Genomic DNA, 24,959 nt, shown 5'->3' with positions numbered 1-24,959 from the left:
TCCTTGTGTTTTTTTGCTTTTCTTATTACAATATAAATATGAAAATCACACTTATACCTGAACGCTGCATTGCCTGTGGGCTCTGTCAAACTTACTCTGATCTTTTTGATTATCACGATAATGGTATCGTGCGCTTTTACGATGATCCAAATCAACTAGAAAAAGAAATTTGTCCCAATCAAGACATTTTAGAAGCAGTCAAAAATTGCCCTACACGTGCCTTGATTAAAGATCAATCTTAAAATAAAATCTTAAATTTAGGATGTCTTTTCATCTCTTCTAGTCTATCATATTTTCAAGTAAAATTATAGTCTTTTAACCTTATTTTTTTCTTTAATAACAACAGGAAGAGCACTTCTTTCTTTGATGAGATAAAGTGGTCTTTTTTTGGTCTCTAAATAAATCTTACTGATATATTTTCCGAGAATCCCAATTGTTAAAAGTTGAATTCCTCCTAGAAATAGAATCACTGCCATAAGTGAAGTCCAACCAGATGTAGGATTCCCTAAAATGAGAGTTCGAACCACCACAAAAAAGGTCATAAGCAAAGAAATAAAACAAGATAGGAGACCCGCTACGAAGGCTATAATTAGGGGAAAATCTGAAAAATTAACAATCCCTTCAAGAGAGTAGAAAAAGAGTTGCCTAAAACTCCAACTGGTCTTGCCAGCCTGTCTTTCAATATTTGGATAGTCCAGATAGTGGGTTTTAAAGCCGACCCAGGCAAAGAGCCCCTTAGAAAAACGATTGGACTCCGTCAAGCTTAAAATGGCATCAACTACGGATCTTCTCATCATGCGAAAATCACGGACACCTGACGGCAGGGCTACTGGACTAATTTTTTTCATGAGGCGATAAAAGAGATTAGCACAGAGACTACGTAAAACTGGTTCTCCCCCTCGACTAGTTCTCCGTGTTCCTACACAATCCAAATCTGCATTTTGCTCTAGTAAATTTTTCATCTCTAACAACATACTAGGAGGATCTTGGAGATCTGCATCCATCACCACCACCAGATTTCCTGTCGCATACTGCAAACCTGCATAAAGAGCAGCTTCTTTGCCAAAATTTCGCGAGAACGAAATATAATGTACTGCTGAATTTTGCTCCCGATAGGACTTTAAGAGTTCCAAGGTTCCATCACTTGATCCATCATCGACAAAGAGATACTCGATTTCTGCTTCCAAGTCAGGAACTATAGCTTCTACAGACTGATAAAAAAGAGGAAGTACTTCCTCTTCGTTTAAACAGGGGACAATGATTGACATCACCATCTTAATCGTCAAATCCATTTGGATGTTTACTTTGCCAACGCCATGCGTCTTCACACATTTGGGTGATGCCTAGTTCTGCTTCCCAACCGAGTTCTGCTTTGGCTTTTGCAGGGTCTGAATAGCAGGCTGCGATATCACCTGGGCGACGTTCTACGATACGGTAAGGAATTGGACGTCCCACCGCTTTTTCCATATTTTGGATAATCTCAAGAACAGAGTAGCCTTTACCTGTTCCAAGGTTGTAAACGTTCAGTCCTGAACCTTTTTGGATTTTTTTAAGGGCTGCGACGTGACCTTTAGCCAAATCGACAACGTGGATATAGTCACGAACACCAGTTCCGTCTTCTGTTTCATAGTCATCACCGAAAACCTGAACTTGCTCCAGTTTTCCAACTGCAACTTGAGTCACATATGGCAAGAGGTTGTTTGGAATACCGTTTGGATTTTCACCCAAATCGCCACTTTCATGAGCTCCGATTGGGTTAAAGTAACGAAGTAAGACCACATTCCATTCTGAGTCTGCCTTGTAAATATCCGTCAAAATTTCCTCTAACATGAGTTTAGTACGACCGTATGGATTGGTCACTGAAAGTGGGAAATCTTCCAAGATTGGTACTGTATGAGGATCTCCGTAAACTGTCGCAGAAGAACTGAAGATGATGTTTTTACAGTTGTTTTCTTCCATAACTTTCAAAAGGCTGACAGTTCCAGCAATATTGTTGTCATAGTAGGCCAGAGGGATACGTGTTGATTCTCCTACAGCCTTCAAACCAGCAAAGTGAATAACACCTGTCGGTTCTTCCTGCTTGAAAATATCTCTGAGAGTATCAGTGTCACGGATATCTGCCTCATAGAAAGGCACTTCAACTCCTGTAATTCTCTCAACAACTTCTAAACTTTTTCTATTACTATTAACAAGGTTATCCACCACAACAACCTGATGGCCTGCTTGGATTAACTCAATTACAGTGTGGGTTCCGATAAAACCGGCACCGCCGGTTACCAAGATCTTTTCTTGCATCTGTTTTCCTCGATTCTCAGATTTTTTCTTATTTTACCATTTTTGATAGGGAATGTCATTTACCATACTAAAGCCTTTAGTGAAAATTTAGTAAAAAAATGATTCATTTTCTATTTGCTTTACATACTTCTCAATTGGATAATCAGAACTTTCTAATGTTACAGTTTTTCCTTGAAGTAATCGAGCTAAATGGTAGCCAATAATAGGTCCAGTTGTGAGACCTGAAGAACCCAATCCACTAGCCGCATAGACACCTGTTAAATCTGGCACTTGCCCAAAAAAGGAAGAGAAATCACTAGTATAGGCGCGAATTCCCACACGTTCACCAGCTCTGGTAGCTTCTACTAAACTAGGATAGCAAGGCAGGGCTGCATCTTCCATTTGTTGGAGCAAGATTTCATCTACCGTCAAATCAAATCCCATGTCATTTTCATGGGTAGCACCTAATGATAATTTCCCACCTGCAAAGGGAATCAAATCCCACTCCCCTTCTGGCATAACAACAGGATAGTTTACCATGTCTTGCTCTACGTGATAATCTCGGAGTTGCCCCTTTTGGGGACGAACATCCACCTGATAACCTAGCGGTTCCAATATTTGTCCCAACCAAGCACCTGTCGCTAAAATAACCTGATCAAAAATGCGGTCTCCAATCTGGTAGCCTGCTGATAAAGGATTTAGACCCACCTCTTCTCTCACCACTTCAACCTTACTAGCTTCTAGTAAACGAGTGACCAAGAGCTGACCATCTACTCTCGCTCCACCAGAAGCATAGAGTAGGCGGTCAAATCCCTGTAACCCAGGAAAGAACTCACTAGCAGAGACTTTATCTAAAATAGCCAAGTCTCCTATCAAGGGAGACTCATCTCTACGCTCTAAGGCTAGTTGATAGAGTTCTTCTAGCTTTGTTTCATCCTTTTTCAAGAGAAAGACTCCCGAGCGCTGATAAAAGTCGATTTCTTGCCCTGATTTCTCTAAATCAGCTAATAAATCCACATAAAAGTCAGCCCCCAAGCGCGCCATTTTGTACCAGGCTTTATTACGGCGTTTGGAAAACCAAGGACTGATAATTCCCGCCGCCGCCTTGGTGGCTTGACCTTTTCCATAGTCAAAAACGGTCACCTCTAGGTCACTTTCTTTCGAGAGGTAGTAGGCAGCTGTTGCTCCCACAATTCCTGCTCCAATAATGGCAACTTTTTTCATTGTTTTCACTTTCTAACTAGATATGGTGGAAAGGGTTGGTCGATGCTTGACTAGGTACAATATCAATAGTCCAGTCTTTTTCCTTTTTCCATTGATTAAGAAGTTCTGCGATTTTTTCCACAAAGAGCACTTCGATATAGTGACCAGGGTCCAGTGCTAGCAACCCATCTGACAGCATGTCCTGGGCTGTGTGGTAATAGATATCACCAGTGATGTAGACATGGGCTCCCTTAGTTAGGGCATCCTTATAGAATGACTGCCCACTTCCACCACAGATGGCCACTCTTGAAATAGGCTTCTGCAAATCACTTTCTTGATAATGCACCATTCGAAGGCTATCTAGGCCAAAGACTTGCTTGACATGTTGGGCAAAATCTCCAAAGGTCTGAGGTTGAATATTCCCAATACGACCAATTCCACGTTCTGGACCTGTCTCCTGTAGATAAGTCGTTTCCTCGATGCCCAGCATCTGACAGAACCAGTCATTGAGGCCATTTTCAACAATGTCAATATTGGTATGGCTAACATAAACTGCGATGTCATGTTTGATGAGATCGATATAAATCTGATTTTGCGGACGGCTAGCTACCAAATCCTTGATAGGACGGAAAATCGGTGCATGCTTGACAATAATCAAATCCACACCCTTTTCAATAGCTTCAGCCACCGTTTCTTCACGAATATCGAGAGCAATCATGACTCTTTGGATATCCTTGTCCAAAGTGCCAATTTGCAAGCCGCGACTGTCTCCTTCCATAGAAAATTCCTGAGGGCAAAAGGCTTCATACGCTTTAATCACTTCACTTGCTAGCATGGAGAACCTCCTTGATGGCTTGAATTTTATCTACTAGAACTTGACGTTCCTCCAGATTTTTTTCTGGAATTTGTCTGAGGGCGAACTCTAGCTTCTCAGCTTCTTTTTGCCATTTTTGTACAAAAACCGGACTGACTTCTTTGGACAAGAAAGGTCCAAAGCGAACATCACTGGCTGATAGCTTCATTTTGCCTGCTTCCACCACCAAAATCTCGTAAAACTTGCCAGCCTCTTCTACGATGCTTTCAGCTACAATCTGAAATCCGTTCTCTTGTAGCCAGATACGCAAGTCGTCTTCACGATTATTGGGCTGGAGAATCAAACGCTCTACATGAGCTAACTTGTCCAAGCCTTCTTCTAAAATCCTAGCAATCAAACGACCACCCATACCAGCAATGGTAATGACAGATACTTGGTCTGCCTCTTCAAAAGCTGCCAAGCCATTGGCTAAACGAACCTGGATTTTCTCCTTTAGGTCGTGAGCCTCAACATTTTTGACTGCAGATTGGTATGGACCTTCCACCACCTCACCCGCAATGGCACTTTTGATTTGTCCTCTTTCGACCAAGTTGATAGGCAGATAAGCATGGTCACTTCCCACATCTAGTAAAATGGCTCCCTGTGGCACAAAGGAAGCTACCAATTCTAATCTCTTTGAAATCATCTTCTCTCACTTTCCAAAACTCTATTCCCTCTTATTATACCACATTTCAGCTAACTATCTTGCAGCTAAAAAAGACCACAATCCACAGATTGCAGTCTGTCTTTATTTTCTAGCTTGATAGCGATTGGTCAGGATGAAAATCACCGTAAAGACCAACATCATGACACCATAAACAGGTAGCGTTTGTCCTGTCAAGGTCGAAATTTCAAGTAGTTTTTGAATCCTTGGGAAGAGAGCTGTAGCTAGGAAGCCTCCTACTGACCAGACAATCAAGAGGACACGCCAAAGAGTGAATGGCATGCAGGCTCTAAATACAGATAAGAAGCCAATTGACCCCAAGAGATAATAGAGGAGGGTTGAGATTTCTATTTCAGACCAACCTTGGCTACTTCCAAATAGTTTCACAAAGAGAACGCTGAAGACGACCATGAGAGCACTTGGTAGGGCACGAAGCATGGATTTTCTGAGGAAGTTTGGCTCAACAGGTTTGATATTTCGCTCAAAAGTTAGAACAAATGGCGGGAAACCTTCCACGAATTGGTCGATTATGGTAATTTGAATCGGAATGAAAGGGAAAATCAAAATCCATTCAGACCGACCTAGTAAAGCACTGGCAATACAGATGACTGCTAACAGGAAAGAATAGATGGTCTTTATCAAGAAAATCGGTGCAATGTGAGCAATGTTATTGACCACGCGACGACCTTCAAAGAGAATCTCAGGAACATCATTAAAGTCAGAGTTCAAGAGAACCAGATTGGCAATCTGACGTGTTGCCGGGTCTCCCTCCGCCATTACGATAGAGCAATCCGCCTCACGAAGGGCCAGAATATCATTGACCCCGTCCCCTGTCATAGCTGTTGTATGACCCGCTTTTTTCAACGTTTGGATAATGAGTTTCTTTTGATGGGGAGAAACACGTCCAAAAATCGCAGTCTCCTCCGCCATAGCAACCAATTCCTCATCCGTGATTTTCGAACAATCTACATAACTGTCATAGTCCGCAAAACCAGCCTTCTGGGCAATGCTGGATACCGTAACTGGATTGTCACCAGAGATAATCTTGAGTCCTACTTCCTGAGAACGGAGATAGTCCAGCGTCTCAGCTGCTCCCTCTCGAATGGGGTCCAAGATTTCCAGCAAGGCTAGAGCCTGAATATCAGATGGTTTCTGTGGCTTGTGATGGTCTAATTTCTCCTGACTGAGAGCTAAGACCAAGACACGTGAACCTCTCTCCAAGGCCTCTCTGGCTTCTGGTACCTCAGAATCCAGCAACATCTCAGGCGCCCCTAAGAAAACTGTTCCCAAACCTTCTAACTCCATGGCTCCCCACTTGCGGTCGCTTGAGAAAGGAAGATTGGAAATCATAGGATAAGTAACTTCTCCCACAAAACGCTTTCGAATAGCTTGGGCAGTTGGATTTTTATCCTCACTATGGGCCATATAGCTTGTCAGGATGCTGGCAATAGCCTCTTCACCGTAAGTTTCCGTCAGTGGAAGAACAGCCTCCACTTGCATCTTTCCTTGGGTGATGGTGCCCGTCTTGTCCAAACAGAGCATATCCACGCGCGCCAAGGTCTCAACAGAATACATCTCCTGCACCAAGACCTTTTTCAAGCCCAACTTAATCACCGCAGTCAAGAGCGAAGTAATGGTCAAAAGGGCAATTCCCTTAGGCAACATCCCCAAAAGGGCTGTTGACGAATTTACAACGGATGACTTAAGAGGCAAGCCTTTTAAAAGCAAGGCTTCTAGCAAGAGAGCCAGACCAAAAGGAATGATAATCTTTCCAGTAAAACCTGCTAACTTGTCCAGCGATTTCATGATACGAGAGTTGATTGGTTTCACAGTCTTGGCTTCCAGCATGAGTTTGGCAGCATAGTTGTCTGCACCGACATGGTGAACTTGAGCTAAAACTGACCCACTAGCTAGGAAACTTCCTGACAAAAGCAAGGCGTCCACTTCCTTTTGCACCAAATCACTTTCTCCCGTTAGCATGGCTTCATTGACTTCCGCAAAGCCTTCCAAAACCAAGGCATCACTGGGAATCTGCTCCCCTGCAGACAAACGAATGACATCTCCTAAAACCAATTCTTCAGGATTAAGAGCAACTTCCTGGCCATCACGAATAGTCTTGACCTTTTCCTTGGTCATGAGATTGAGCTTGTCCACCATGTGTTTAGCTCGCAGCTCGGTCACAATTCCAGAAAAAGCGTTAAAGCAGATAACGGCAAAGAAGACCAGATTGCTCCAAGCCTGCACAAAGGCTAGTGCCAAAGCAATGGCAAAGTTCAAAGCGTTAAAAAGGGTAAAGACATTTCGTTTAACGATTTGCCAAGTGCTAGTACTGGCCGATGCAGTAAAATCATTGACCAAGCCCTTAGCCTGTCTTTCCTTGACTTCTCTTTGGGTTAATCCCATAATCTTATTTTTATCCATAAATTCTATCATATCATTTTTTTTAACAGAATTCTAATCTCACCCCAAATATGCACCTAGTCAAGGGAAAAGTTTGCCAGCCCTCCTTTGATAAGGTATAATAATAACAAGAAAATAATTGAAGGAGATCGCATGTTTTATACTTATTTACGTGGATTGGTTGTCTTGCTCCTATGGTCCATCAATGGCAATGCCCACTATCATAATACTGATAAAATTCCTAATCAAGATGAAAATTATATTTTAGTTGCGCCTCACCGTACCTGGTGGGATCCTGTTTACATGGCCTTTGCGACCAAGCCAAAACAATTTATCTTTATGGCAAAAAAAGAACTCTTTACCAACCGTATCTTTGGTTGGTGGATCCGTATGTGTGGCGCCTTTCCTATCGACCGTGAAAATCCTAGCGCTTCTGCCATCAAATACCCTATCAATGTTCTTAAAAAAAGTGAGCGCTCTCTCATCATGTTTCCAAGTGGGAGCCGTCACTCAAACGATGTCAAGGGTGGAGTTGCTCTGATTGCCAAAATGGCCAAGGTCCGTATTATGCCGGTTACCTACACAGGTCCTATGACCTTGAAAGGCTTGGTTAGCCGTGAGCGTGTCGATATGAACTTTGGAAATCCAATCGATATCTCAGATATCAAGAAAATGAATGATGAAGGCATTGAAACAGTCGCCAATCGTATCCAAACAGAATTCCAACGTCTGGACCAAGAAACGAAACAATGGCACAATGATAAAAAACCAAACCCACTCTGGTGGTTTATCCGCATTCCTGCCCTCATCCTTGCCATTATCCTCGCTATCCTAACTATCATCTTTAGCTTTATCGCAAGCTTCATCTGGAATCCAGATAAGAAAAGAGAAAAACTTGGTTAAATAAATACAACAATCCCTTGGCTTCTGCCAAGGGATAATTCTTTTATTCGATTTTCCATTTTTGGACCAACCAGCTGGAAAAGGCCAGAAAGCGTTCAGCCACTTGTTCATGATGCCCATAAGAATCAAAGACAAACTGACCGGTCGGATAGCTTTTCTGAAGACTAGTATGAATCTTCTCGGCATAGACTGGTGCTTGAGCCAAGCGATTAGTATGATAGGCTCCTTCTGTTTGACCATTCTGTAAATACAGCAAACAGTTTAGATTTTTCACTGACTCTTCCTTGCAGTAAGCCACAAAATCAGGATACCAAAAGGAACCGCAGATCGAAAAGACATAGGAAACCTTGTCAAAGCTGAAAAGACTGTAGACTGCCGCCAAACCACCTAGTGAATAACCTCCGTAGGCAAGGCGTGCTTCATCCAGTCGATAAAGCGACTGCAACTTATCTAAAAGACCTCTAAATAAATGATCATGATAGACGTTGGCCTGACCCCCAAAATCTGGAGCTCCATCTCTCAGAGCAGCTGCCCTCCAGGGAGTGTAGTCGTCTAGGCGATTTTTAGAGATCAAGCCCACTAAAATCACAGATTCGGAAAGGGACGATAGGAAATCCAAGTTTCCATCATTCAATAAAATAGCCGGATAGGTTTGATTGGGGTCGTAGTTAGAAGGAAGGCTGATTTTGACTTGAATTCCTTCCCAATCAAACTCATTATTTATTGATAAAGTCATTGATTTTCTCAAGAGAATCAATCACTGCTGGACCATAGTCCATCAACTCATCGTAAGAGATGGTCATGATTTTTTGATTCTTAATAGCAGGAACGCTTTCCAAAACAGCATTTGCCTTCATCAACTCTACTGCTTTTTCATCCAATTTTTTATTACGATCGCTGGTTACATAGATAATCAATTCAGGATCCATTGACACGAGATTTTCCAAGGTCAAGCCTGATGTCCCCGTAGCAACGTTTGTATAACCAAGTTGGTTCAGCAAACTTTCTTGCAAAGCAGACTTGTAGGCACCGAAGGTTTCATCATTATAAGCAACCATAATCAAAGCCTTTTTCTTTTCACCTTGGCTTGCTGGATTTGCTTTCTTAACAGCGTCAATTTTAGCTTGTAATTGGGCTGCGTATTCATTAGCTTTATCCTGAACATTAAAAATCATTCCAAGATTTTTGACATCTTCTACGATATTCCCCAAATCTTGCTGAATTGTTGAGAGAGAAGCTTTTTGCGTATAAACTGGGATTTTGTTTTCATTCCAAGTGCTAACTGTCCCCAAGGATTTTTCAGAAAACATCATGTTTCGACCCATCACAGAGTCTGGCTCATAAGAAAGGACTGTCTCTTGTGAGGCTGTTTTTTTATCCCCAATTTGAGGAATAGTCGCAATCGCGTCCTTGTATTTGTCCGTCACAGCATTGTCTGGATTGAGCATGCCAACAATTTTATCCTTCAAGCCTAACTCCAATAAGATTTCAGTGGTTGAAAGATTGTTTGTAATAACTTTTTCAGGTGCCTTGTCAAAAACTTGTTCGACTTCATTTCCTTTCGCGTCATAGGTTTTGACCGTTAGTGGATAAGTCGTCTCTGCGTTTGCCTTTTGACTTGTCTCTGTGCTAGATTGTGTGGTAGCTTTTTCTGTAGTAGTATTGCCACAAGCTGCCATGGTTAGGGTAGCTACTGTTACGAGTAAAATGCTTAGTGTTTTTTTCATCTTGTTTTCCTTTTCATTCTTATAAATAGTGAATCATAGCTTGCTGATCCTCGGTCCAATTCACCTGACTTTGAACTCCGTATACAGTTTGCAATGACTCAGGGGTGATGGTCTCCTTTGGAGTCCCTTGGTAAAGGATTTCCCCCTCTTTCATCAGATAGAGATAATCCGAATAGCGACAAGCAAGTTGAATATCATGTAGGACAGCTAGAACATTGACCTTGAGATTTTTCACAATGGCCAACAAGTCTAGCTGATACTTGATATCCAAGTGATTGGTTGGTTCGTCCAGGAGCAAGAGAGTCGGTTCTTGCGCCAAGGCTCGGGCTAATAAGACTCGTTGTTTCTCTCCCCCTGACAGAGACGAATAGAGACGAGTTTTCTTCTCAAGCATATCCACCTTAACAAGGGCATCTTGAACGAGTGTAAAATCTCTTTCCCTTTCCTTCTGTAAAAAAGAGAGGTGGGGAGTTCTTCCCAGCAAGACGATTTCCTCAACTGTACAATCAAACTGCAGCTGATTAAACTGGGTGACAACTGCCATTTGCTTGGCTGTTTCTTTGATTGTCCATTGTTCAAGAGGTTTCCCATCTAGACTTATCAAGCCTTTGTCCGCCTTTTCCTGACGATAGAGAAGTTTAAGTAGACTGGTTTTCCCGCTTCCATTTGGTCCTAATATCGTGTGAAATTGATTCCCTTCAACCTTAAGAGAGACTCCTTTGAGGATTTTTTTCTCCCCTAGTCCAAAATGGATGTCCTGACAAATCAAGTCCATATCAGACCCTCACCTCCCTTCGCCTACCTCCAACAATGTAGATAAAGAAGGGAGCACCTACTAAGGCTGTGAAAATACCAATAGGCAACTCAGCATTTGGAATGATGATACGAGAGAGTACGTCTGCCCAGACGACAAAAAGGGCACCTAGCAAGGTTGCAACAGGAAAAAGCCTCTTGTAATTCGTTCCTACTAACCCTCGAGCTAAATGTGGAGTAATCAGGCCGACAAATCCAATAATCCCACAGGTTGCCACTAATACTGCTGTCAGCACAGCCACCATTGTCACATAAAGATACCAATAAAAGCGTAAGGGAATCCCCAAAGTTAAAGCAGCCTCATCTCCCATCATCATCGCATTGAAAACACGATACTGGGTAGAGAAAAATAGAAAGGCCATTCCTACTACTATAGTTGGCAGGACCAAGTCTGCCCAGGAAGTCCCCGCGAGCGAGCCCATGGTCCAAAACTTAATGGTCATCACACTATCCGCATTAGCGCCGACTGAGATAATAAAGTTGGAAAAAGCCAGAAAGAGAGCGTTGACCACCGTTCCTGATAAAATCAGACTGGAAGTCGTCATCCTTCCCTGCATAGAGGCAATGATGAGAACAGCAATTGTTGCCAAAATAGCTCCAAGAAAAGCTCCAAGGCTAATCATCACTTTTAAACCAAGAATGATGCTTAGAGTTGCTCCTAGAGTTGCACCCGCAGATATTCCTAAGACATAAGGCTCTGCGATGGGATTGTTCACTGTAGACTGCATCACGCTACCACACATAGAAAGACCAGCCCCCACTATCAGACCTAACAATACTCGGGGGAATCTCATGTTCCATACAATGGCAAGAGTCGACTTGGAAACCTCTCCTATCTCAAGAGGAAATCCCAACCTACTCAAAATAATCCGATAGGTATCTCCTAGATCAATCGCAACAGATCCCATTGAAACTGCTAGAAAGAGAGAAATCCCTAAAATACCTAGCAAAATAACTAAAAGTAACACAAATTGCTGGTCTTGTCGGCTTCCAGAAAATTTGGAAAGCATGAAAACCTCCTTTGATAGAATCTTAAAAATTTAGAAAATTCTCATGAAAAGTATACCATATTTTCAACTGTGTAACAAGCTATGGAAAAAATACAATTAAAACCAGAAAAATTATGGTTGATTTTTCCATACAGTGCCAGAAAGCATAAGCAAAGATAATGCTTGAGCATAGCAAGGTAAGATAACAATGTAAAAAGCCCTCTGAAGTCAGAGAGCTGATTTGAGCTCGGGCTAAAATCCTAGTGAAACAAAAAAAACTACACGATCAGAAAAGTCTCTATCGTGCCATTTTCATACATGATGTATAGTCCAAGTAGAATGAATACTAAGGGCACAATGATTCGCTCGTATTTTTCAATTGTCTCGAATATTAACGGAATAGAGGATAACACCCGACTAATCTCGCATAAGATAATTATGCCGATTACAAACACAAGCAACGCCACGAGGGTCTGTGACCAATCTAACGAAGCAAAATAAGGTATATAGATACCTAAATTATCTCCGCCAGACGCAATTGTCAGCAATGTAACTGTCCAAAACAGTTGATTGGCCTTGCTTTGTTCTAATCTTTCAATAATTTCTTCCTCTTCTTCCTCTTCTTCCTCACCTTCTCCAACAATTGCAAAGCGAATCCCTAAATAGATAGGGATTAAACCAAGCAATCCAACCATCCATTCTTCAGGCACGAAATTAACGACATAAGCAGCAACTAAACTCGCCCCTACAAGTAAGCCTGTGCCTAGATATTGCCCCGCATAAATATGCCATTTTTGTTTATTCTGTGATAGCTGTGCAAATAAAATAAATAAAATAATTAAATAATCGATACTGGTGGAAATATAAACACCAATAGCAGATATGATTGTCTGTCCCATAAAAAACCTCCTGTATTGGTCAGTAATAAATCAGCAGATTTTAGGAGAGCACAGACACATTAATTTAGCTATCGCTAGTGGGTAATGTCGAACATAGGAAAGCATTTTACTCCTCCTCAAAACGTAGTTACAAAGTAATTTCTAACTGGAATTCGGTGACTACTTCCATGTAAAGTATAACATACTATACTTTACTTCGTAAAGTGTGGGCTTTCCGAAGGGGCTTGCAGACAGCTACTCGGCTTGAAAAGCCGAGTAGCTACGCACCTTTATGGTGTCATTAGCTGATACCATTTGAGGTTTTTGTAGTCTCCAAAATTGTGACCGATAAAACAAGCACAACTAATAGCTAACAAAGTGATTGGTTTTTGCAGTCTCCAAAATTGTGACCGATAAAACCTTAATGAAAAAGCCCTCTGAAAATCAGAGAGCTGATTTGAGCCCGGGCTAAAATCCTAGTGAAAAAGATGAAACTCCTTGTGTTCATCGAACACGGTATCCTTTCCCTATTTTCATACGGATTTTTGACGCCCTTAGCATCATGATTCTTGCTGGATAAAACGTTTATAGACTAGGCAACGAGGCGAAGGTTGTACAAAATTTTTAGTGAAACAAAAAAATCTCCCCGAAGGGAGATCATTCTGGTTTATTTTACCTTACAGTGCTAGGAACCGTAACCGAAGATAATACTTGAGTATATCGAGGTAAGGTGACAATGTAAAAAAGCTACCCAATTTAGAGTAGCTTCATTATCAAGATATGCTCAATTGAACACGGCCTAAGTACTTGGCAAAAAAGATAAAATCTCCTAGAAACTGAAGTTTCTAGGAGATTTTATCTTTTTTGCTTTGTGCTTTTGACGGCCTTTGTATCTTGAATTAGCGACGAAGTCCTAGAGAGTTGATCAACTCACGGTAACGGTTAACGTCGTTTTTACGCAAGTATGCAAGCAAGTTACGACGGCGACCGATTTTCTTCATCAATCCACGGTAAGTAGCGTGGTCTTTTTTGTGTTGTTTGATGTGTTCGTTAAGGTGGTTGATTTCCCAAGTAAGGACAGCAACTTGAACCTCTACTGAACCTGTATCACCTTCGTGACGTGCATATTGTGCGATGATTTCATTTTTTTTCTCTTTTGAGATTGCCATGATTTTTCTCCTTTTTATTTGGCTTCATCCGAGTGACAGGTCGGCATGCCTGTAACCAAGAAGAAGTTATTTGTCTTTACGACAATCCTTATTCTACCAATAACTAACTTCTTTGTCAACAAATTTACTTTCTTGTTTTAAATATGCTATAATAATTATAGCAATAGACCTAAGTTGTCTGTTTTTTAAACGAGGTGATTATCATGCGTCGATTCTATTCCCATCTCCCCTACTATCTGGTCATATTTTTCTTTTATTGGCCACTTTATGAGTTATTTTCATTACTCTCATCCGACTCCAATCTCCTAGGACTCTATATTCTAAATATCTTTATTTTTTCTCCTTTAGTAACCTTCATCGTTTCTCTGCTTTACGGCTACCATTTTCATTTTTCCCTTCGGTGGTTACTCAATATTTTATTACTCTTTTGTTTTACTATCATTCCTTTCCAAGATTTTAGCATTATCTACTTTCTAGCCTATGAAATCTTTGCCATAATAGGTATGGCTTCCGGTATTGGTATCAAGCGTATTCTACAAAAAATGAAAAACAAAAAACTTTCACAAAATCCTTGAAAAATCTCACAATCATGCTATAATAATCCATAGAGACAAGTCACTTAGCCCCTTTCTACTAGAGAGTGCGTGGTTGCTGAAAACGCATAGAAAGTCTAAATTGATACTACTCTACTTACTTTTATGAAAACATAAAACGGTGGCTACGTTAGAGCCAATCAGAGGTGTCAACAGTTTTTGTTGTACATAAATGAAGGTGGAACCACGTTGCGACGTCCTTTCGAGGATGTCGCTTTTTGTTTTTCTTTATTTAAGACTGCGAAATAGGGAAACACTTCTGCTTTAGAAATAATGGATAACCAATATAAGGAGAAAATCATGATTAACATTACTTTCCCAGATGGCGCTATTCGTGAATTCGAATCTGGCGTAACAACTTTTGAAATTGCCCAATCTATCAGCAATTCCCTAGCTAAAAAGGCCTTGGCTGGTAAATTCAACGGCAAACTCATCGACACTACTCGTGCTATCACTGAAGATGGTAGCCTTGAAATCGTGACACCTGACCACGAAGATGCCCTTCCAATCTTGCGTCACTCCGCTGCCCACTTGTTTGCCCAAGCAGCTCGTCGTCTTTTCCCAGACATTCACTTGGGAGTTGGTCCAGCCATCGAAGACGGCTTCTATTACGATACAGATAATACTGCTGGTCAAATCTCTAACGAAGACCTTCCACGTATCGAAGAAGAAATGCAAAAAATCGTCAAAGAAAACTTCACATCTATTCGTGAAGAAGTGACTAAAGATGAGGCACGTGAAATCTTCAAGAACGACCCTTACAAGTTGGAATTGATTGAAGAACACTCAGAAGACGAAGGCGGTTTGACTATCTATCGTCAGGGTGAGTATGTAGACCTCTGCCGTGGCCCTCACGTCCCATCAACAGGTCGCATCCAAATCTTCCACCTTCTCCATGTAGCAGGTGCATACTGGCGTGGAAATAGCGACAACGCTATGATGCAACGTATCTACGGTACAGCTTGGTTTGACAAGAAAGACTTGAAAAACTACCTTCAAATGCGTGAAGAAGCTAAGGAACGTGACCACCGTAAACTTGGTAAAGAGCTTGACCTCTTCATGATTTCTCAAGAGGTTGGTCAAGGACTTCCATTCTGGTTGCCAAATGGTGCAACTATCCGTCGTGAATTGGAACGCTACATCGTAGACAAAGAGTTGGCTTCTGGTTACCAACACGTCTACACTCCACCACTTGCTTCTGTTGAACTTTACAAGACTTCTGGTCACTGGGATCATTACCAAGAAGACATGTTCCCAACTATGGACATGGGTGACGGGGAAGAATTTGTCCTTCGTCCAATGAACTGCCCGCACCACATCCAAGTCTTCAAACACCATGTTCACTCTTACCGTGAATTGCCAATCCGTATCGCTGAAATCGGTATGATGCACCGTTATGAAAAATCTGGTGCCCTCACTGGTCTTCAACGTGTACGTGAAATGTCACTCAACGACGGTCACCTCTTCGTTACTCCAGAACAAATCCAAGAAGAATTTCAACGTGCCCTTCAGTTGATTATCGATGTTTATGAAGATTTCAACTTGAATGAATACCGCTTCCGCCTCTCTCTTCGTGACCCAGAGGACAAAGAAAAATACTTCGACAACGACCAAATGTGGGAAAATGCCCAAACCATGCTTCGTGCAGCCCTTGATGAAATGGGTGTTGACTACTTTGAAGCCGAAGGTGAAGCAGCCTTCTACGGACCAAAATTGGATATCCAGGTTAAGACTGCCCTTGGCAAAGAAGAAACCCTTTCTACTATCCAGCTTGACTTCTTGCTTCCAGAACGCTTCGACCTCAAATACATCGGAGCTGATGGCGAAGAGCACCGTCCAGTTATGATTCACCGTGGGGTTATCTCAACTATGGAACGCTTCACTGCTATCTTGATTGAAAACTACAAGGGTGCCTTCCCAACATGGCTTGCACCACACCAAGTAACCCTCATCCCAGTATCTAACGAAAAACACGTGGACTACGCATGGGAAGTGGCTAAGAAACTCCGCGACCGTAGTGTCCGTGCAGATGTCGATGAGCGCAATGAAAAAATGCAGTTCAAGATCCGTGCTTCACAAACCAGCAAGATTCCTTACCAATTAATCGTTGGGGACAAGGAAATGGAAGACGGAACTGTTAACGTTCGCCGCTATGGCCAAAAAGAAACACAAACTGTCTCAGTAGATGATTTTGTTCAAGCTATCCTAGCTGATATCGCTAACAAATCACGAGTTGAGAAATAAGAGATAAAATCCTAGCTACCTAAAAAGCAACAACTAAAACAGCTGTTGCTTTTTTATATTTTATTTAATCTGAGCTAGTAGTGATTGGTCAAACCACCACACAAGATTTGCTTTCATGGGTTTGATAAGGTCAATATCCTCATTCCTTGTCTGCTTCATTTTCTTTTACGAGATCTTTTTGTGAATCTTTTTCGGAGAGTTTTTGATCGATATACTTGTTAATGGTTTCATAAAATTCTTTGGTCGTATCACTGTCTAATTTTGTCGAATTATGGACTTGATTGACTTTCAATTGAACAGATTGAATACCGTAAGAGGCTTGTTTTTGGTGGAGCGTTTCTAATTCTTCTTCTGAAATCGGATCTCCAACAACCGTTAAGACCAATTCATTGTTCCTTGACTTGTAGACTTGATTAATAACCGTGTGATTGGCGAACTCTTTTCCTACAAACTGTTTAATTCCTTCTTTTCGCGCTTGCTCTATCGTCAGAGTAACTGCTGAATAGCTGGCTGGAAGAATCAATAATACAATCAAGGATGTCAACCCAATTCTCATTTTAATATTTAGCTCTTTAAATGAACTTAAGGGAGATTTTCTCATCAAAATTCTTGTTCCAACAATGTTGATTAGCATGATAAATACACAGTTGATCAAGAAAAGATAGAGAGCTCCAAATAAAAATCGTACATTTCCATTAGCTAAACCATAGCCTGCAGTACAGATAGGTGGCATCAGAGCTGTTGCAATGGCTACTCCTGGCACGATATTATTTGCTTCTTTTTTCCTTGAACCAATGACACCTGCTATTCCACCAGCAATAGCAATGAGAACATCCCAAATGGTTGGAGAGGTTCGTGCAATCAATTCGCTACTTGCATAAGATAAGGGAGAAATCCAGAAATACAGAGTCGACACAAGCAAGCTGACCAATACTTGGGTGAATAAAACCTCTAGAGATTGCTTGATTAAACGCGTATCAAAAATAGCTAAACCAAATCCGAGTCCAACAATCGGTGTCATAAGAGGGGAAATCAGCATGGCTCCAATAATGACAGCTGTTGAATTCATATTTAGGCCGATAGAGGCAATAAAAATCGCACACATCAAAATCACTGTATCTCTTAATCGAACATGAAGATCATCATATAATTTCTCACGGTATTCACGTGTTGAATAGTTTCCGGTCATTGGTTACTTCCTTTATTTCATATAATCTTGTTTCTGCATGGATGATGGTAGAGAGACTTCTATCCAATCTTACATATTTTTCTTCTCACCTGTTATTCTTTTGAAAATTATCCTTTAAATATCCGTCAGTCCATCCTTAACATTATATCAAAAATGTTACAGTCTTTCTCTGAAGAAATCTATCAATTGAACAGATAGAGAAAGCAAGAAATTTTAGATTCCTTATTAGAAAAAGAAAAACCGGTATCTCCTCTGAAAGATTGCGTTTTATTATAGAAATATTTGCTTCATTTTCTCCTGAAATAGAGCTTTTTCTATCCTATTTTCTCTATTTCTAATGACTTACTTCAGCTTCTTATCTCTTGGAAAGAACAACAAAGATATGAACTAGCAAAGTTTGGCATCATCAGTAATCCAGAACAATTTGTTTTTACATATATCGACACAAAAGGAAACATCAACAAGCCTTTACATGCTAACTATCTAAACAATAAAATGAAAAGCATCAGGAAGCGACATAAAGAGCTGACACACGCTACACCTCATTAAACTGCGACATACGGGAGCGACACTTGCAAAACAAGCAGGAATGAGTTTAGAAGCCATTTCTGAAGCATTGACTCATAGCGATACAGGTACAACTCAGACTTATGTCAACACTTCTAATGTAGTTCCTATGACAGTAGGTGAATTTGCTTTAAAGTCTCTAAAACAATAAGGTGAACTTTGAGGTAAACTTTTCAAAAAAACACGAAAAAAGCACCCATAAGGTAAACTTTTGAGTGCTTTGAAACGTTGATATAATCGTATTGATTAACGTTTTGAGAACTGGCTAGCTTTACGAGCTTTCTTAAGACCTGGTTTTTTCTACATCATGATATTTATGGTAAATTATCACTAAAATCAAGTAATTTTGAGAGATAAATCCTCAATTTTTACATATATAATTCTTTTGAAAATCAAGAGGTTATCAAAGGGTTATCACTTTTTAGTTCTCGGAGCTTATGTAGTTGAGAAATAACGATTTATTTTTCTTCGTTTTTCTTCGTTTTTCTTCGTTTTTCTTCGTTTCGTTACTTGTTGTGAAACGATGGATAATACAAATCACATTCCCATACAAACAACTGAATTGCAAATCTATAAAGCGAATAAATTTCATGAATTTAAAAGTGAGCTTACTTTATAAATTCACTAATTAGTAACTATGTTTTCTTCGTTTTTCTTCGTTTTTATTTCATTTCTAATTTATAGTATTGACTGCGATCTTTCGTACTTGTCCCATACCATGTTAAAATGCCTTTTGCTCTCAACGTTTTCAATAATTTTGACGAGTAAGAAACACTCCTACCTAAGAACTCTGCTACTTTTTTAGTTGTCATAGGTTCTGCTGTATTGTACATATACTGTATCAATAGTTTTTCATCAACACTTAAATCACTATAATCTCTAAGTTTACTTTCCAAAGAATCACGCGTTCTCAATGTTCTACTTGTAATACTGTTTTCTAATATTAAAACTACTTTGTTACCTGGTTCAGAGTAACACGGTTCATGGAGAAAAGCAGATTCCATTTCAGAATAGATTCGTTTTACTCCCTCATTCATTTCTCGGACCCATCCAAATTCAGTTAAGGTACGAGCTATACGCGGATTTCTAGAAAAACGTTCATGTCTTATATTCTCAACAGTTACAATATTCGGTAGTTTTCCTGGGCTATGAATCTCTAAACGATTATCAAACATCAATACCCTGATATGATCTCCGTATACTGAATAATTCCTGTGGGTTACTGCATTTACAATTCCTTCAAACCAAGCAAATTCAGGATATTCTGGAAGTATCTGAAATCTACCATCACTATCTAGATACTGAAACTCTCGTAGCTGGGTTCGAATAAAATCTCTAACTTTAACAATTAATTTAGGCAATGCATCATCAAATGTTACTTCCTTAATAACATTAAATTCACTTCCTGTACCTACATCTACCCCATCAAATCGTTGAAAACGAACACGTGCTTGAGGGAAAAATGCTGAAGGATACTTACCAAAGATAAGAATAGCTGCCTTTGTTAATTTACCATTGATAAGAAACCGTCTTGCCTTTAATATCTCCTCAGTTGAACGTTCTGAAATATCAAAATGGTCCTTAAAATCCTGAACCAATAGTTCATCAATATCATCTAATGTGGCATCTTCAATGATTTCATCTTCAAAGAAACGCTGTCCCTTATCATAACTAAGTTGTATACGTTGCTCATAACTCAACCTGACTGATTCATCTCCCTGTCGTAGATAAACTTCATCATTTGGAGCAGCAATCACTCGGTTCGATGATAATTCAACTGAGATAACCAAAATCAGGTCGTCTTCTCCCTTATGATTAACCACAGGTATTTCCTCAAAAGATAAGTCCAACGGTGTATCCCGCATCTCTCGGTCTATCTTTTTGAAATCATCAATTGGATAGGCTTTCCCATCCTTGAAACCAGTGATAATATTATCCTGCTTTTCATCTTCAATCCCGATAATCAACTGACCTCCGTCAGCATTAGCAAAGGCAATCAGATGCTTTAACAATTCCGATGGTTTTTTCCTAGCTGATTTCCTATCCAAATATTGATTTTCTGGCGAAAATTGCCAGTAATTAAAATCATATTTCATTTATTTTCTCCTAATTTTTGGTTAAATAATGATGATTATTCTGTATTACTTACTGAATCTGTTTTTCTTAAAATAATAGGCTAGGTGTTTCATTATGATGAGGGCGAGCACACTTTTCAACCTTAATATATAAATCCTTTAGAAGATTGATACTTATCAATACTGCTTCACCAGCATTTAATTTTTTTATTTAGTTGTTGATTTAATATTTTCTAAAATAATATCTTTAACAATTTTCAGATCCGCTTCAATTTTCTTGATATCCGTTCTTATATAATTAATCAACTCTTTACTAGATACATGTTTTTTTATATGAGCATAATCATAATAATCTTTTTTACCATATGTTTTCCATTTTTTTATTGAAGATGATTTTTCTAAAATTGGATTATCCTCTAGATTGAAATTATACAAACAAGTTTTCTCTTTTATACTATCACATATTCTTTCTAAATCACCTAATTTTGCTTTATCTTCAAGAGAAAAATTAACCTTATGTCTATACTGTTTTCCTTGTATCTGAATATCAAATGATGACGTAGTACCTTCGATAGGAAGATAAATCCCAAAATGATGAGCTCCTCTTATCCTACCAGAGTATGTTTTATATTCTAAATCAGAAATCTTATTCTCTAAATTCGCATAATGAATCTTCTCGACAACCGACCTTAATCTCATACCTTCAAGTACTTTATTATTACACTCTTCTAAAAAGTATGATTCGCCATAACTTATCTTTTCAATAAACTCTTTCACATTCTTCATATATTCAACATAATCTGTTAAGAATAATCTAAAACTCTCATCTACTTTATCAAGTAAATCACTATAATACTCAATTAGCTCACCATAACTTCTTCTAAACCAACTATCAGGTAGTTCAAATTCAGGTTTAACTAAACTAAGAAGTATCCCTTTAGCATTAGAATCTTTTTCAGAATAACGAATTAATTGACTTTTGTCTGGTAAAGACTTAACCTTATTTTCTATAAAAATAACATGAGTCCTTCTATCCTCATCAATAACCTCGATAGTTAAATCAATCGAATTTTTTTCTCTGTAAACCTTTAAATCTGTATATTTTTTATTAATATCAATAACATTACTAAAAAACTTATGATTAATAAATTCAGACTTCTCCAGAACAACAGCAAATAGATTGCTGTGATATAATTCTAAATTGCTTAGTGACAGTTGATAATTCAGTGTATTTTCTATTTTATTCCTAAGTGTTAGTAACTCATTATAATTTTCCATTTAACAACTCCTTTACTATGATAATTAATGTAATGTACTTGTTTTTATTATATCATAAGATAAATTAATCAGTTTATTGAAAATTAAATTTAAATAAAAGAAGACAAATACACTTTAGACAACGTATTCATCTCCTTATTAAAAGCTATTCAACAACTTCGAATTTAGGTAAACTATTTATTAAATCAACCGTTTGGATAGTTACATTAATAATTCTCAATAGCAACTTGAAGATATACTTTTCATCATCACTATAATCATTTGAATCATCAGTGATTACAGATTTTTTATCAGTTTTAACTTGATACCGATCTATAATCCATCCAATAGCAAAGCTCCCATTTACAACATATTCATAGGCTTTTTCAGGAATGTTACTAATTCTGATATAAATTACATAACCTATACCATCCATTTCTTAAAATCCTTCAGATATCTTGATTTTATTATCAACTTTTCTTAAAGGTAAAACAAGACCCACATATATCCCATTTGAATCAATAGAAAATATATACAGAAAATCAATGAAATTCTATTTTTTGCCACAGTATAATAAGGTTAACTAGTCTTGTAAAAATTATTTTATCGTCATATCTGAGAGTTAATCAGCTATTTCATAAAAATCATCAATCTTTGGCTGAGACACATTTGTCACAATCATAAATAGCATATAGTTCTTGACATATAGTATAATATATGAAAAAATACTTATTGAAGGTTGATAATATGACTGAAAAAATCAAAAACTGGGTTAATATTTGCGTTTTGAAAAATCAAGAAATTTTATTACTTAATAGACAGCACGATAATTTTCCTGGCTGGATTCCACCAGGGGGAAAAGTTGAATTCCCTGAAAGTTTTTTTGAAGCTGCACTACGGGAGCTTAAGGAAGAAACTGGACTCACTGCATTAAATCTTGAATTAAAGGGAATTTCAGGCTTTACTAATTCAATTGGTAATGAGAGATTTGTCTTCTATGACTTTTTATGTACTCAGTTTACTGGTGAACTAAGCACATCTGATGAAGGTGAGCCAAAATGGTGGAATCTAAAAGATATTGATAAAATACCAATGCAAAATGATATAAGAAAAAGGATACCGCTTTATTTAAGAAAAGGAAGCTTTGAAAGTATTAACTACTGGGATAATAATAAGAAATGCATTAGTGAAAACAAAACAATTTTATTTGACTAATATTCTCTACGGTATAATCAAATACAAAAGTCTCAATCCATTAGTAATTTTTGTATACTTTAGTACTCAATTTTATTGGTACTGAAGTATCGTTCAATTGATAACTTTTTCTCCCCTTTCCCTTTAGCCCAGTTCAACAACACTAATATAATTTTCGTTTCTCATATTTATAACTAATTAGTGTGTGTACATATATTCATAAAATATCATTAATGTACTCTTACTTTTCAGCAATTCTAATTTTTCCAAATTAGAAGCTTTCAAAAAGCTCAGCATTTATTTTATAATGATAAATTGTAAAATATAGTGCAACAAAAAACTCATAGCGTTTCATGAGCCCACTGAAAAAGTCATCAAATTGATGGCTTTTTTGTTAAACTAGAGATGAGGTGAAATGATGCTTGATAATCAGTTAACTATGGATGTCAGTCCTTATTCTAGTTTGTATGATATCGTGGTTCCTAAAATCCACTTTTTTCGTCAGCTAACTGAACTCTGTGATTTTAGCTTTATTCATGATGAACTAGAAAAGAATTATCGTCCCTATTTTGGGTGTAAAGCTTATTCACCGATTATGATGTTCAAATATCTCTTGTTAGAAGATATTTATAAGTTATCAGATGTCGATGTGGGGGGACGTTCCTTGTCAGATATGACCTTTAAATTTTTTCTTGGTCTAGCTCCTGAGGATTCTGTTATCGAGCCATCCTCACTGACAAGATTTAGAAAGCTAAGAATTAAAGATTACAAACTGCTTGATGTATTGATTCAGAAGTCTGTTCAAATTGCACTCGAACACAACTTGATTAAGAGTAAAATCCTCATTGTGGATGCCACTCACACCAAATCTCATTATAATCCTAAGAAACCCCAAGAAATTCTTAGGAAGCGTTCAAAAGCTTTACGTAAAACGATTTATCAACATTCAGAAGATATCAAAATAGAATTTCCAAAGAAACCTCAAGAAGATAAACTCGAAGCAGAATTGACATATACAGAGGAGTCAATGGCTATGGTTAAAAAACATGAGGAACTCTTAGCCCTACCGGCTGTCTCTCAAAAGTTCAATTACCTAAAAGAGGCTGTTGAGGACGACTTAGAATACTTGGAAGCTTCTGTTAAGGAGGATACTAGGCTCGGACATAAGACAGCCGACAGCTCTTTCTATGGATATAAAAGTCATATCGCTATAACGGATGAACGGATTATTACTGCTTGTGTGGTCACTTCTGGCGAACAAAGTGATAGGAAATATTTACCTGAGTTATATGCTAAAACAAAGGAAAATAGTCTGGACATCGAGACTATTATTGGTGATGCGGCTTATTCAGGAAAGGACAATATTCAACTAGCTCGCAAAGAAAAGATTCATTTGGTGTCAAAACTGAACCCTTCTGTTTCAAAAGGTTACCGTAAAGAAGAGGATGCGTTTGAATTTAATAAAGATGCAGAGCTATTTGTCTGTCCAGAATAACACATGGCTATTCGCAAAGCAAGGACAGGGAAAAAATATCAAAATAAGAATTAAGTTGTCACTCATTACTTTGACAAAGATAAGTGCAAGAGTTGCCTTTCCAAGGAAGGTTATTATAAGAAGGGGACAAAGTCTAAGACTTATTCATTAGCTATTAAGAGTAACGACCATCTTTTCCAGAAGAAATTTCAGGAAACACCTTATTTTAAAGAAATTACCAGACATCGCTATAAAATCGAAGCGAAGAATACCGAACTAAAACAGAGACATGTCTTTGATGTCGCAAGGGCATCGGGTCTTTTCAGCATGGAGTTACAGACAGCCACAATCATCTTCTTGGTCAATATGAAACGAATTATGACCTTTATAAATACAAAATAACTGAGGAATTCGCTCAAATTGATGAGAGATTCCTCGATTTTCCTTTCATTAAAAGTAAGCTCCTTATTTTTTCAGTGTGCTCGTCCTTCTA

At 38.7% G+C, this 24,959-nt stretch carries 21 protein-coding genes and 3 pseudogenes; 8 read left to right on the top strand and 16 right to left on the bottom strand.

The window, feature by feature from the left end; translation table 11 throughout:
• Window positions 1-38: 38 nt before the first annotated feature.
• Window positions 39-242, top strand: a complete 204-nt coding sequence (locus QZ114_RS07400; protein ID WP_295501605.1) for a ferredoxin — start codon at window positions 39-41, stop codon at window positions 240-242.
• Between the two features lie 63 nt (window positions 243-305).
• On the opposite strand, the gene QZ114_RS07395 is transcribed toward QZ114_RS07400, so the two are convergent.
• From QZ114_RS07395 to QZ114_RS07370, 6 genes are all read right to left on the bottom strand, one after another.
• Entirely contained in the window at window positions 306-1,274 is a 969-nt protein-coding gene (locus tag QZ114_RS07395) for a glycosyltransferase family 2 protein (protein WP_295501698.1), read from the bottom strand.
• A gap of 1 nt (window position 1,275) precedes the next feature.
• Window positions 1,276-2,295 carry a UDP-glucose 4-epimerase GalE gene (gene galE / locus QZ114_RS07390; RefSeq protein WP_295501603.1) on the bottom strand — a complete coding sequence of 340 codons (1,020 nt, stop codon included), beginning with the start codon at window positions 2,293-2,295 and terminating at the stop codon, window positions 1,276-1,278.
• Between the two features lie 87 nt (window positions 2,296-2,382).
• On the bottom strand, window positions 2,383-3,498 hold the full coding sequence (locus QZ114_RS07385) for an FAD-binding oxidoreductase (RefSeq protein ID WP_295501601.1): 1,116 nt from the start codon (window positions 3,496-3,498) through the stop codon (window positions 2,383-2,385).
• Between the two features lie 16 nt (window positions 3,499-3,514).
• The gene (locus tag QZ114_RS07380; RefSeq protein WP_295501599.1) at window positions 3,515-4,312 is read right to left on the bottom strand and encodes a Nif3-like dinuclear metal center hexameric protein; all 798 of its coding nucleotides are present in this window, start codon (window positions 4,310-4,312) and stop codon (window positions 3,515-3,517) included.
• Complete coding sequence (locus tag QZ114_RS07375; protein WP_295501597.1) at window positions 4,299-4,976, bottom strand: tRNA (adenine(22)-N(1))-methyltransferase TrmK; 678 nt, start codon at window positions 4,974-4,976, stop codon at window positions 4,299-4,301. Before QZ114_RS07375 ends, QZ114_RS07380 begins: the two co-directional genes overlap by 14 nt.
• Before the next feature lie 102 nt (window positions 4,977-5,078).
• Window positions 5,079-7,415: a cation-translocating P-type ATPase gene (locus tag QZ114_RS07370; RefSeq protein WP_295501595.1), complete on the bottom strand. Its 2,337-nt coding sequence runs from the start codon at window positions 7,413-7,415 to the stop codon at window positions 5,079-5,081.
• 132 nt (window positions 7,416-7,547) lie between these two features.
• Between QZ114_RS07370 and QZ114_RS07365 the strand changes: the two genes are divergently transcribed.
• Window positions 7,548-8,297, top strand: coding sequence for a 1-acyl-sn-glycerol-3-phosphate acyltransferase (locus QZ114_RS07365; protein ID WP_295501593.1), 750 nt, complete (start codon window positions 7,548-7,550; stop codon window positions 8,295-8,297).
• A gap of 43 nt (window positions 8,298-8,340) precedes the next feature.
• Here the strand turns inward: QZ114_RS07365 and QZ114_RS07360 are convergent, their stop codons facing one another.
• From QZ114_RS07360 to rpsO, 6 genes are all read right to left on the bottom strand, one after another.
• Window positions 8,341-9,033 carry an alpha/beta hydrolase-fold protein gene (locus tag QZ114_RS07360; RefSeq protein ID WP_295501591.1) on the bottom strand — a complete coding sequence of 231 codons (693 nt, stop codon included), beginning with the start codon at window positions 9,031-9,033 and terminating at the stop codon, window positions 8,341-8,343.
• Complete coding sequence (locus tag QZ114_RS07355) at window positions 9,014-10,024, bottom strand: ABC transporter substrate-binding protein (RefSeq protein ID WP_295501589.1); 1,011 nt, start codon at window positions 10,022-10,024, stop codon at window positions 9,014-9,016. Before QZ114_RS07355 ends, QZ114_RS07360 begins: the two co-directional genes overlap by 20 nt.
• Window positions 10,025-10,043: 19 nt before the next feature.
• Entirely contained in the window at window positions 10,044-10,799 is a 756-nt protein-coding gene (locus tag QZ114_RS07350) for an ABC transporter ATP-binding protein (protein ID WP_295501587.1), read from the bottom strand.
• A gap of 1 nt (window position 10,800) precedes the next feature.
• Window positions 10,801-11,847, bottom strand: coding sequence for an iron ABC transporter permease (locus tag QZ114_RS07345; protein WP_295501584.1), 1,047 nt, complete (start codon window positions 11,845-11,847; stop codon window positions 10,801-10,803).
• 257 nt (window positions 11,848-12,104) lie between these two features.
• On the bottom strand, window positions 12,105-12,725 hold the full coding sequence (locus tag QZ114_RS07340; protein ID WP_045611205.1) for a CadD family cadmium resistance transporter: 621 nt from the start codon (window positions 12,723-12,725) through the stop codon (window positions 12,105-12,107).
• A gap of 878 nt (window positions 12,726-13,603) precedes the next feature.
• Window positions 13,604-13,873, bottom strand: a complete 270-nt coding sequence (gene rpsO / locus QZ114_RS07335; protein WP_001018251.1) for a 30S ribosomal protein S15 — start codon at window positions 13,871-13,873, stop codon at window positions 13,604-13,606.
• 203 nt (window positions 13,874-14,076) lie between these two features.
• On the opposite strand from rpsO, the gene QZ114_RS07330 reads away from it, so the two are divergent.
• The 3 genes and pseudogenes from QZ114_RS07330 (at window position 14,077) to thrS (ending at window position 16,710) form a co-directional block, all read left to right on the top strand.
• Window positions 14,077-14,448, top strand: coding sequence for a hypothetical protein (locus QZ114_RS07330; protein WP_295501580.1), 372 nt, complete (start codon window positions 14,077-14,079; stop codon window positions 14,446-14,448).
• A 73-nt stretch (window positions 14,449-14,521) separates the two neighbouring features.
• A pseudogene (locus tag QZ114_RS07325) lies at window positions 14,522-14,715 on the top strand (hypothetical protein).
• Between the two features lie 51 nt (window positions 14,716-14,766).
• Window positions 14,767-16,710, top strand: a complete 1,944-nt coding sequence (gene thrS / locus QZ114_RS07320; RefSeq protein ID WP_295501577.1) for a threonine--tRNA ligase — start codon at window positions 14,767-14,769, stop codon at window positions 16,708-16,710.
• Window positions 16,711-16,849: 139 nt separating this feature from the next.
• Here the strand turns inward: thrS and QZ114_RS07315 are convergent, their stop codons facing one another.
• Entirely contained in the window at window positions 16,850-17,899 is a 1,050-nt protein-coding gene (locus QZ114_RS07315; protein ID WP_295501575.1) for a DUF389 domain-containing protein, read from the bottom strand.
• A gap of 330 nt (window positions 17,900-18,229) precedes the next feature.
• Here QZ114_RS07315 and QZ114_RS07310 point away from each other — a divergent pair.
• Window positions 18,230-18,617 (top strand): annotated as a pseudogene (locus QZ114_RS07310) (tyrosine-type recombinase/integrase).
• A gap of 511 nt (window positions 18,618-19,128) precedes the next feature.
• Here the strand turns inward: QZ114_RS07310 and QZ114_RS07305 are convergent.
• The 3 genes from QZ114_RS07305 to QZ114_RS07295 all read right to left on the bottom strand — a co-directional run bounded on the left by QZ114_RS07305 (window position 19,129) and on the right by QZ114_RS07295 (window position 22,234).
• Entirely contained in the window at window positions 19,129-20,562 is a 1,434-nt protein-coding gene (locus QZ114_RS07305; RefSeq protein ID WP_295501573.1) for an ATP-binding protein, read from the bottom strand.
• Window positions 20,563-20,748: 186 nt separating this feature from the next.
• Window positions 20,749-21,819 (bottom strand): PD-(D/E)XK nuclease family protein, encoded by a 1,071-nt coding sequence (locus QZ114_RS07300; protein WP_295501570.1) that lies wholly within the window; start codon window positions 21,817-21,819, stop codon window positions 20,749-20,751.
• Window positions 21,820-21,964: 145 nt separating this feature from the next.
• Complete coding sequence (locus QZ114_RS07295; protein ID WP_366926346.1) at window positions 21,965-22,234, bottom strand: type ISP restriction/modification enzyme; 270 nt, start codon at window positions 22,232-22,234, stop codon at window positions 21,965-21,967.
• A gap of 311 nt (window positions 22,235-22,545) precedes the next feature.
• On the opposite strand from QZ114_RS07295, the gene QZ114_RS07290 reads away from it, so the two are divergent.
• Window positions 22,546-23,013, top strand: coding sequence for an 8-oxo-dGTP diphosphatase (locus QZ114_RS07290; RefSeq protein WP_295501696.1), 468 nt, complete (start codon window positions 22,546-22,548; stop codon window positions 23,011-23,013).
• Window positions 23,014-23,410: 397 nt separating this feature from the next.
• A pseudogene (locus tag QZ114_RS07285) lies at window positions 23,411-24,868 on the top strand (IS1182 family transposase).
• Window positions 24,869-24,959 lie beyond the last annotated feature (91 nt).

It is taken from the genome of uncultured Streptococcus sp. (assembly GCF_901875575.1).
Taxonomy (GTDB): Bacteria; Bacillota; Bacilli; order Lactobacillales; family Streptococcaceae; genus Streptococcus.
Note: the sequence above shows the minus strand (reverse complement) of the source record. Positions and strands in the feature narration are given on the sequence as shown.

Excerpts from the sequence above, each read along its gene's own strand:
- QZ114_RS07400 (WP_295501605.1), top strand. The coding sequence starts at position 39 with ATGAAAATCACACTTATACCTGAACGCTGCATTGCCTGTGGGCTCTGT.
- QZ114_RS07395 (WP_295501698.1), bottom strand. The coding sequence starts at position 1,274 with ATGGTGATGTCAATCATTGTCCCCTGTTTAAACGAAGAGGAAGTACTT.
- galE (WP_295501603.1), bottom strand. The coding sequence starts at position 2,295 with ATGCAAGAAAAGATCTTGGTAACCGGCGGTGCCGGTTTTATCGGAACC.
- QZ114_RS07385 (WP_295501601.1), bottom strand. The coding sequence starts at position 3,498 with ATGAAAAAAGTTGCCATTATTGGAGCAGGAATTGTGGGAGCAACAGCT.
- QZ114_RS07380 (WP_295501599.1), bottom strand. The coding sequence starts at position 4,312 with ATGCTAGCAAGTGAAGTGATTAAAGCGTATGAAGCCTTTTGCCCTCAG.
- QZ114_RS07375 (WP_295501597.1), bottom strand. The coding sequence starts at position 4,976 with ATGATTTCAAAGAGATTAGAATTGGTAGCTTCCTTTGTGCCACAGGGA.
- QZ114_RS07370 (WP_295501595.1), bottom strand. The coding sequence starts at position 7,415 with ATGGATAAAAATAAGATTATGGGATTAACCCAAAGAGAAGTCAAGGAA.
- QZ114_RS07365 (WP_295501593.1), top strand. The coding sequence starts at position 7,548 with ATGTTTTATACTTATTTACGTGGATTGGTTGTCTTGCTCCTATGGTCC.
- QZ114_RS07360 (WP_295501591.1), bottom strand. The coding sequence starts at position 9,033 with ATGACTTTATCAATAAATAATGAGTTTGATTGGGAAGGAATTCAAGTC.
- QZ114_RS07355 (WP_295501589.1), bottom strand. The coding sequence starts at position 10,024 with ATGAAAAAAACACTAAGCATTTTACTCGTAACAGTAGCTACCCTAACC.
- QZ114_RS07350 (WP_295501587.1), bottom strand. The coding sequence starts at position 10,799 with ATGGACTTGATTTGTCAGGACATCCATTTTGGACTAGGGGAGAAAAAA.
- QZ114_RS07345 (WP_295501584.1), bottom strand. The coding sequence starts at position 11,847 with ATGCTTTCCAAATTTTCTGGAAGCCGACAAGACCAGCAATTTGTGTTA.
- QZ114_RS07340 (WP_045611205.1), bottom strand. The coding sequence starts at position 12,725 with ATGGGACAGACAATCATATCTGCTATTGGTGTTTATATTTCCACCAGT.
- rpsO (WP_001018251.1), bottom strand. The coding sequence starts at position 13,873 with ATGGCAATCTCAAAAGAGAAAAAAAATGAAATCATCGCACAATATGCA.
- QZ114_RS07330 (WP_295501580.1), top strand. The coding sequence starts at position 14,077 with ATGCGTCGATTCTATTCCCATCTCCCCTACTATCTGGTCATATTTTTC.
- thrS (WP_295501577.1), top strand. The coding sequence starts at position 14,767 with ATGATTAACATTACTTTCCCAGATGGCGCTATTCGTGAATTCGAATCT.
- QZ114_RS07315 (WP_295501575.1), bottom strand. The coding sequence starts at position 17,899 with ATGACCGGAAACTATTCAACACGTGAATACCGTGAGAAATTATATGAT.
- QZ114_RS07305 (WP_295501573.1), bottom strand. The coding sequence starts at position 20,562 with ATGAAATATGATTTTAATTACTGGCAATTTTCGCCAGAAAATCAATAT.
- QZ114_RS07300 (WP_295501570.1), bottom strand. The coding sequence starts at position 21,819 with ATGGAAAATTATAATGAGTTACTAACACTTAGGAATAAAATAGAAAAT.
- QZ114_RS07295 (WP_366926346.1), bottom strand. The coding sequence starts at position 22,234 with ATGGATGGTATAGGTTATGTAATTTATATCAGAATTAGTAACATTCCT.
- QZ114_RS07290 (WP_295501696.1), top strand. The coding sequence starts at position 22,546 with ATGACTGAAAAAATCAAAAACTGGGTTAATATTTGCGTTTTGAAAAAT.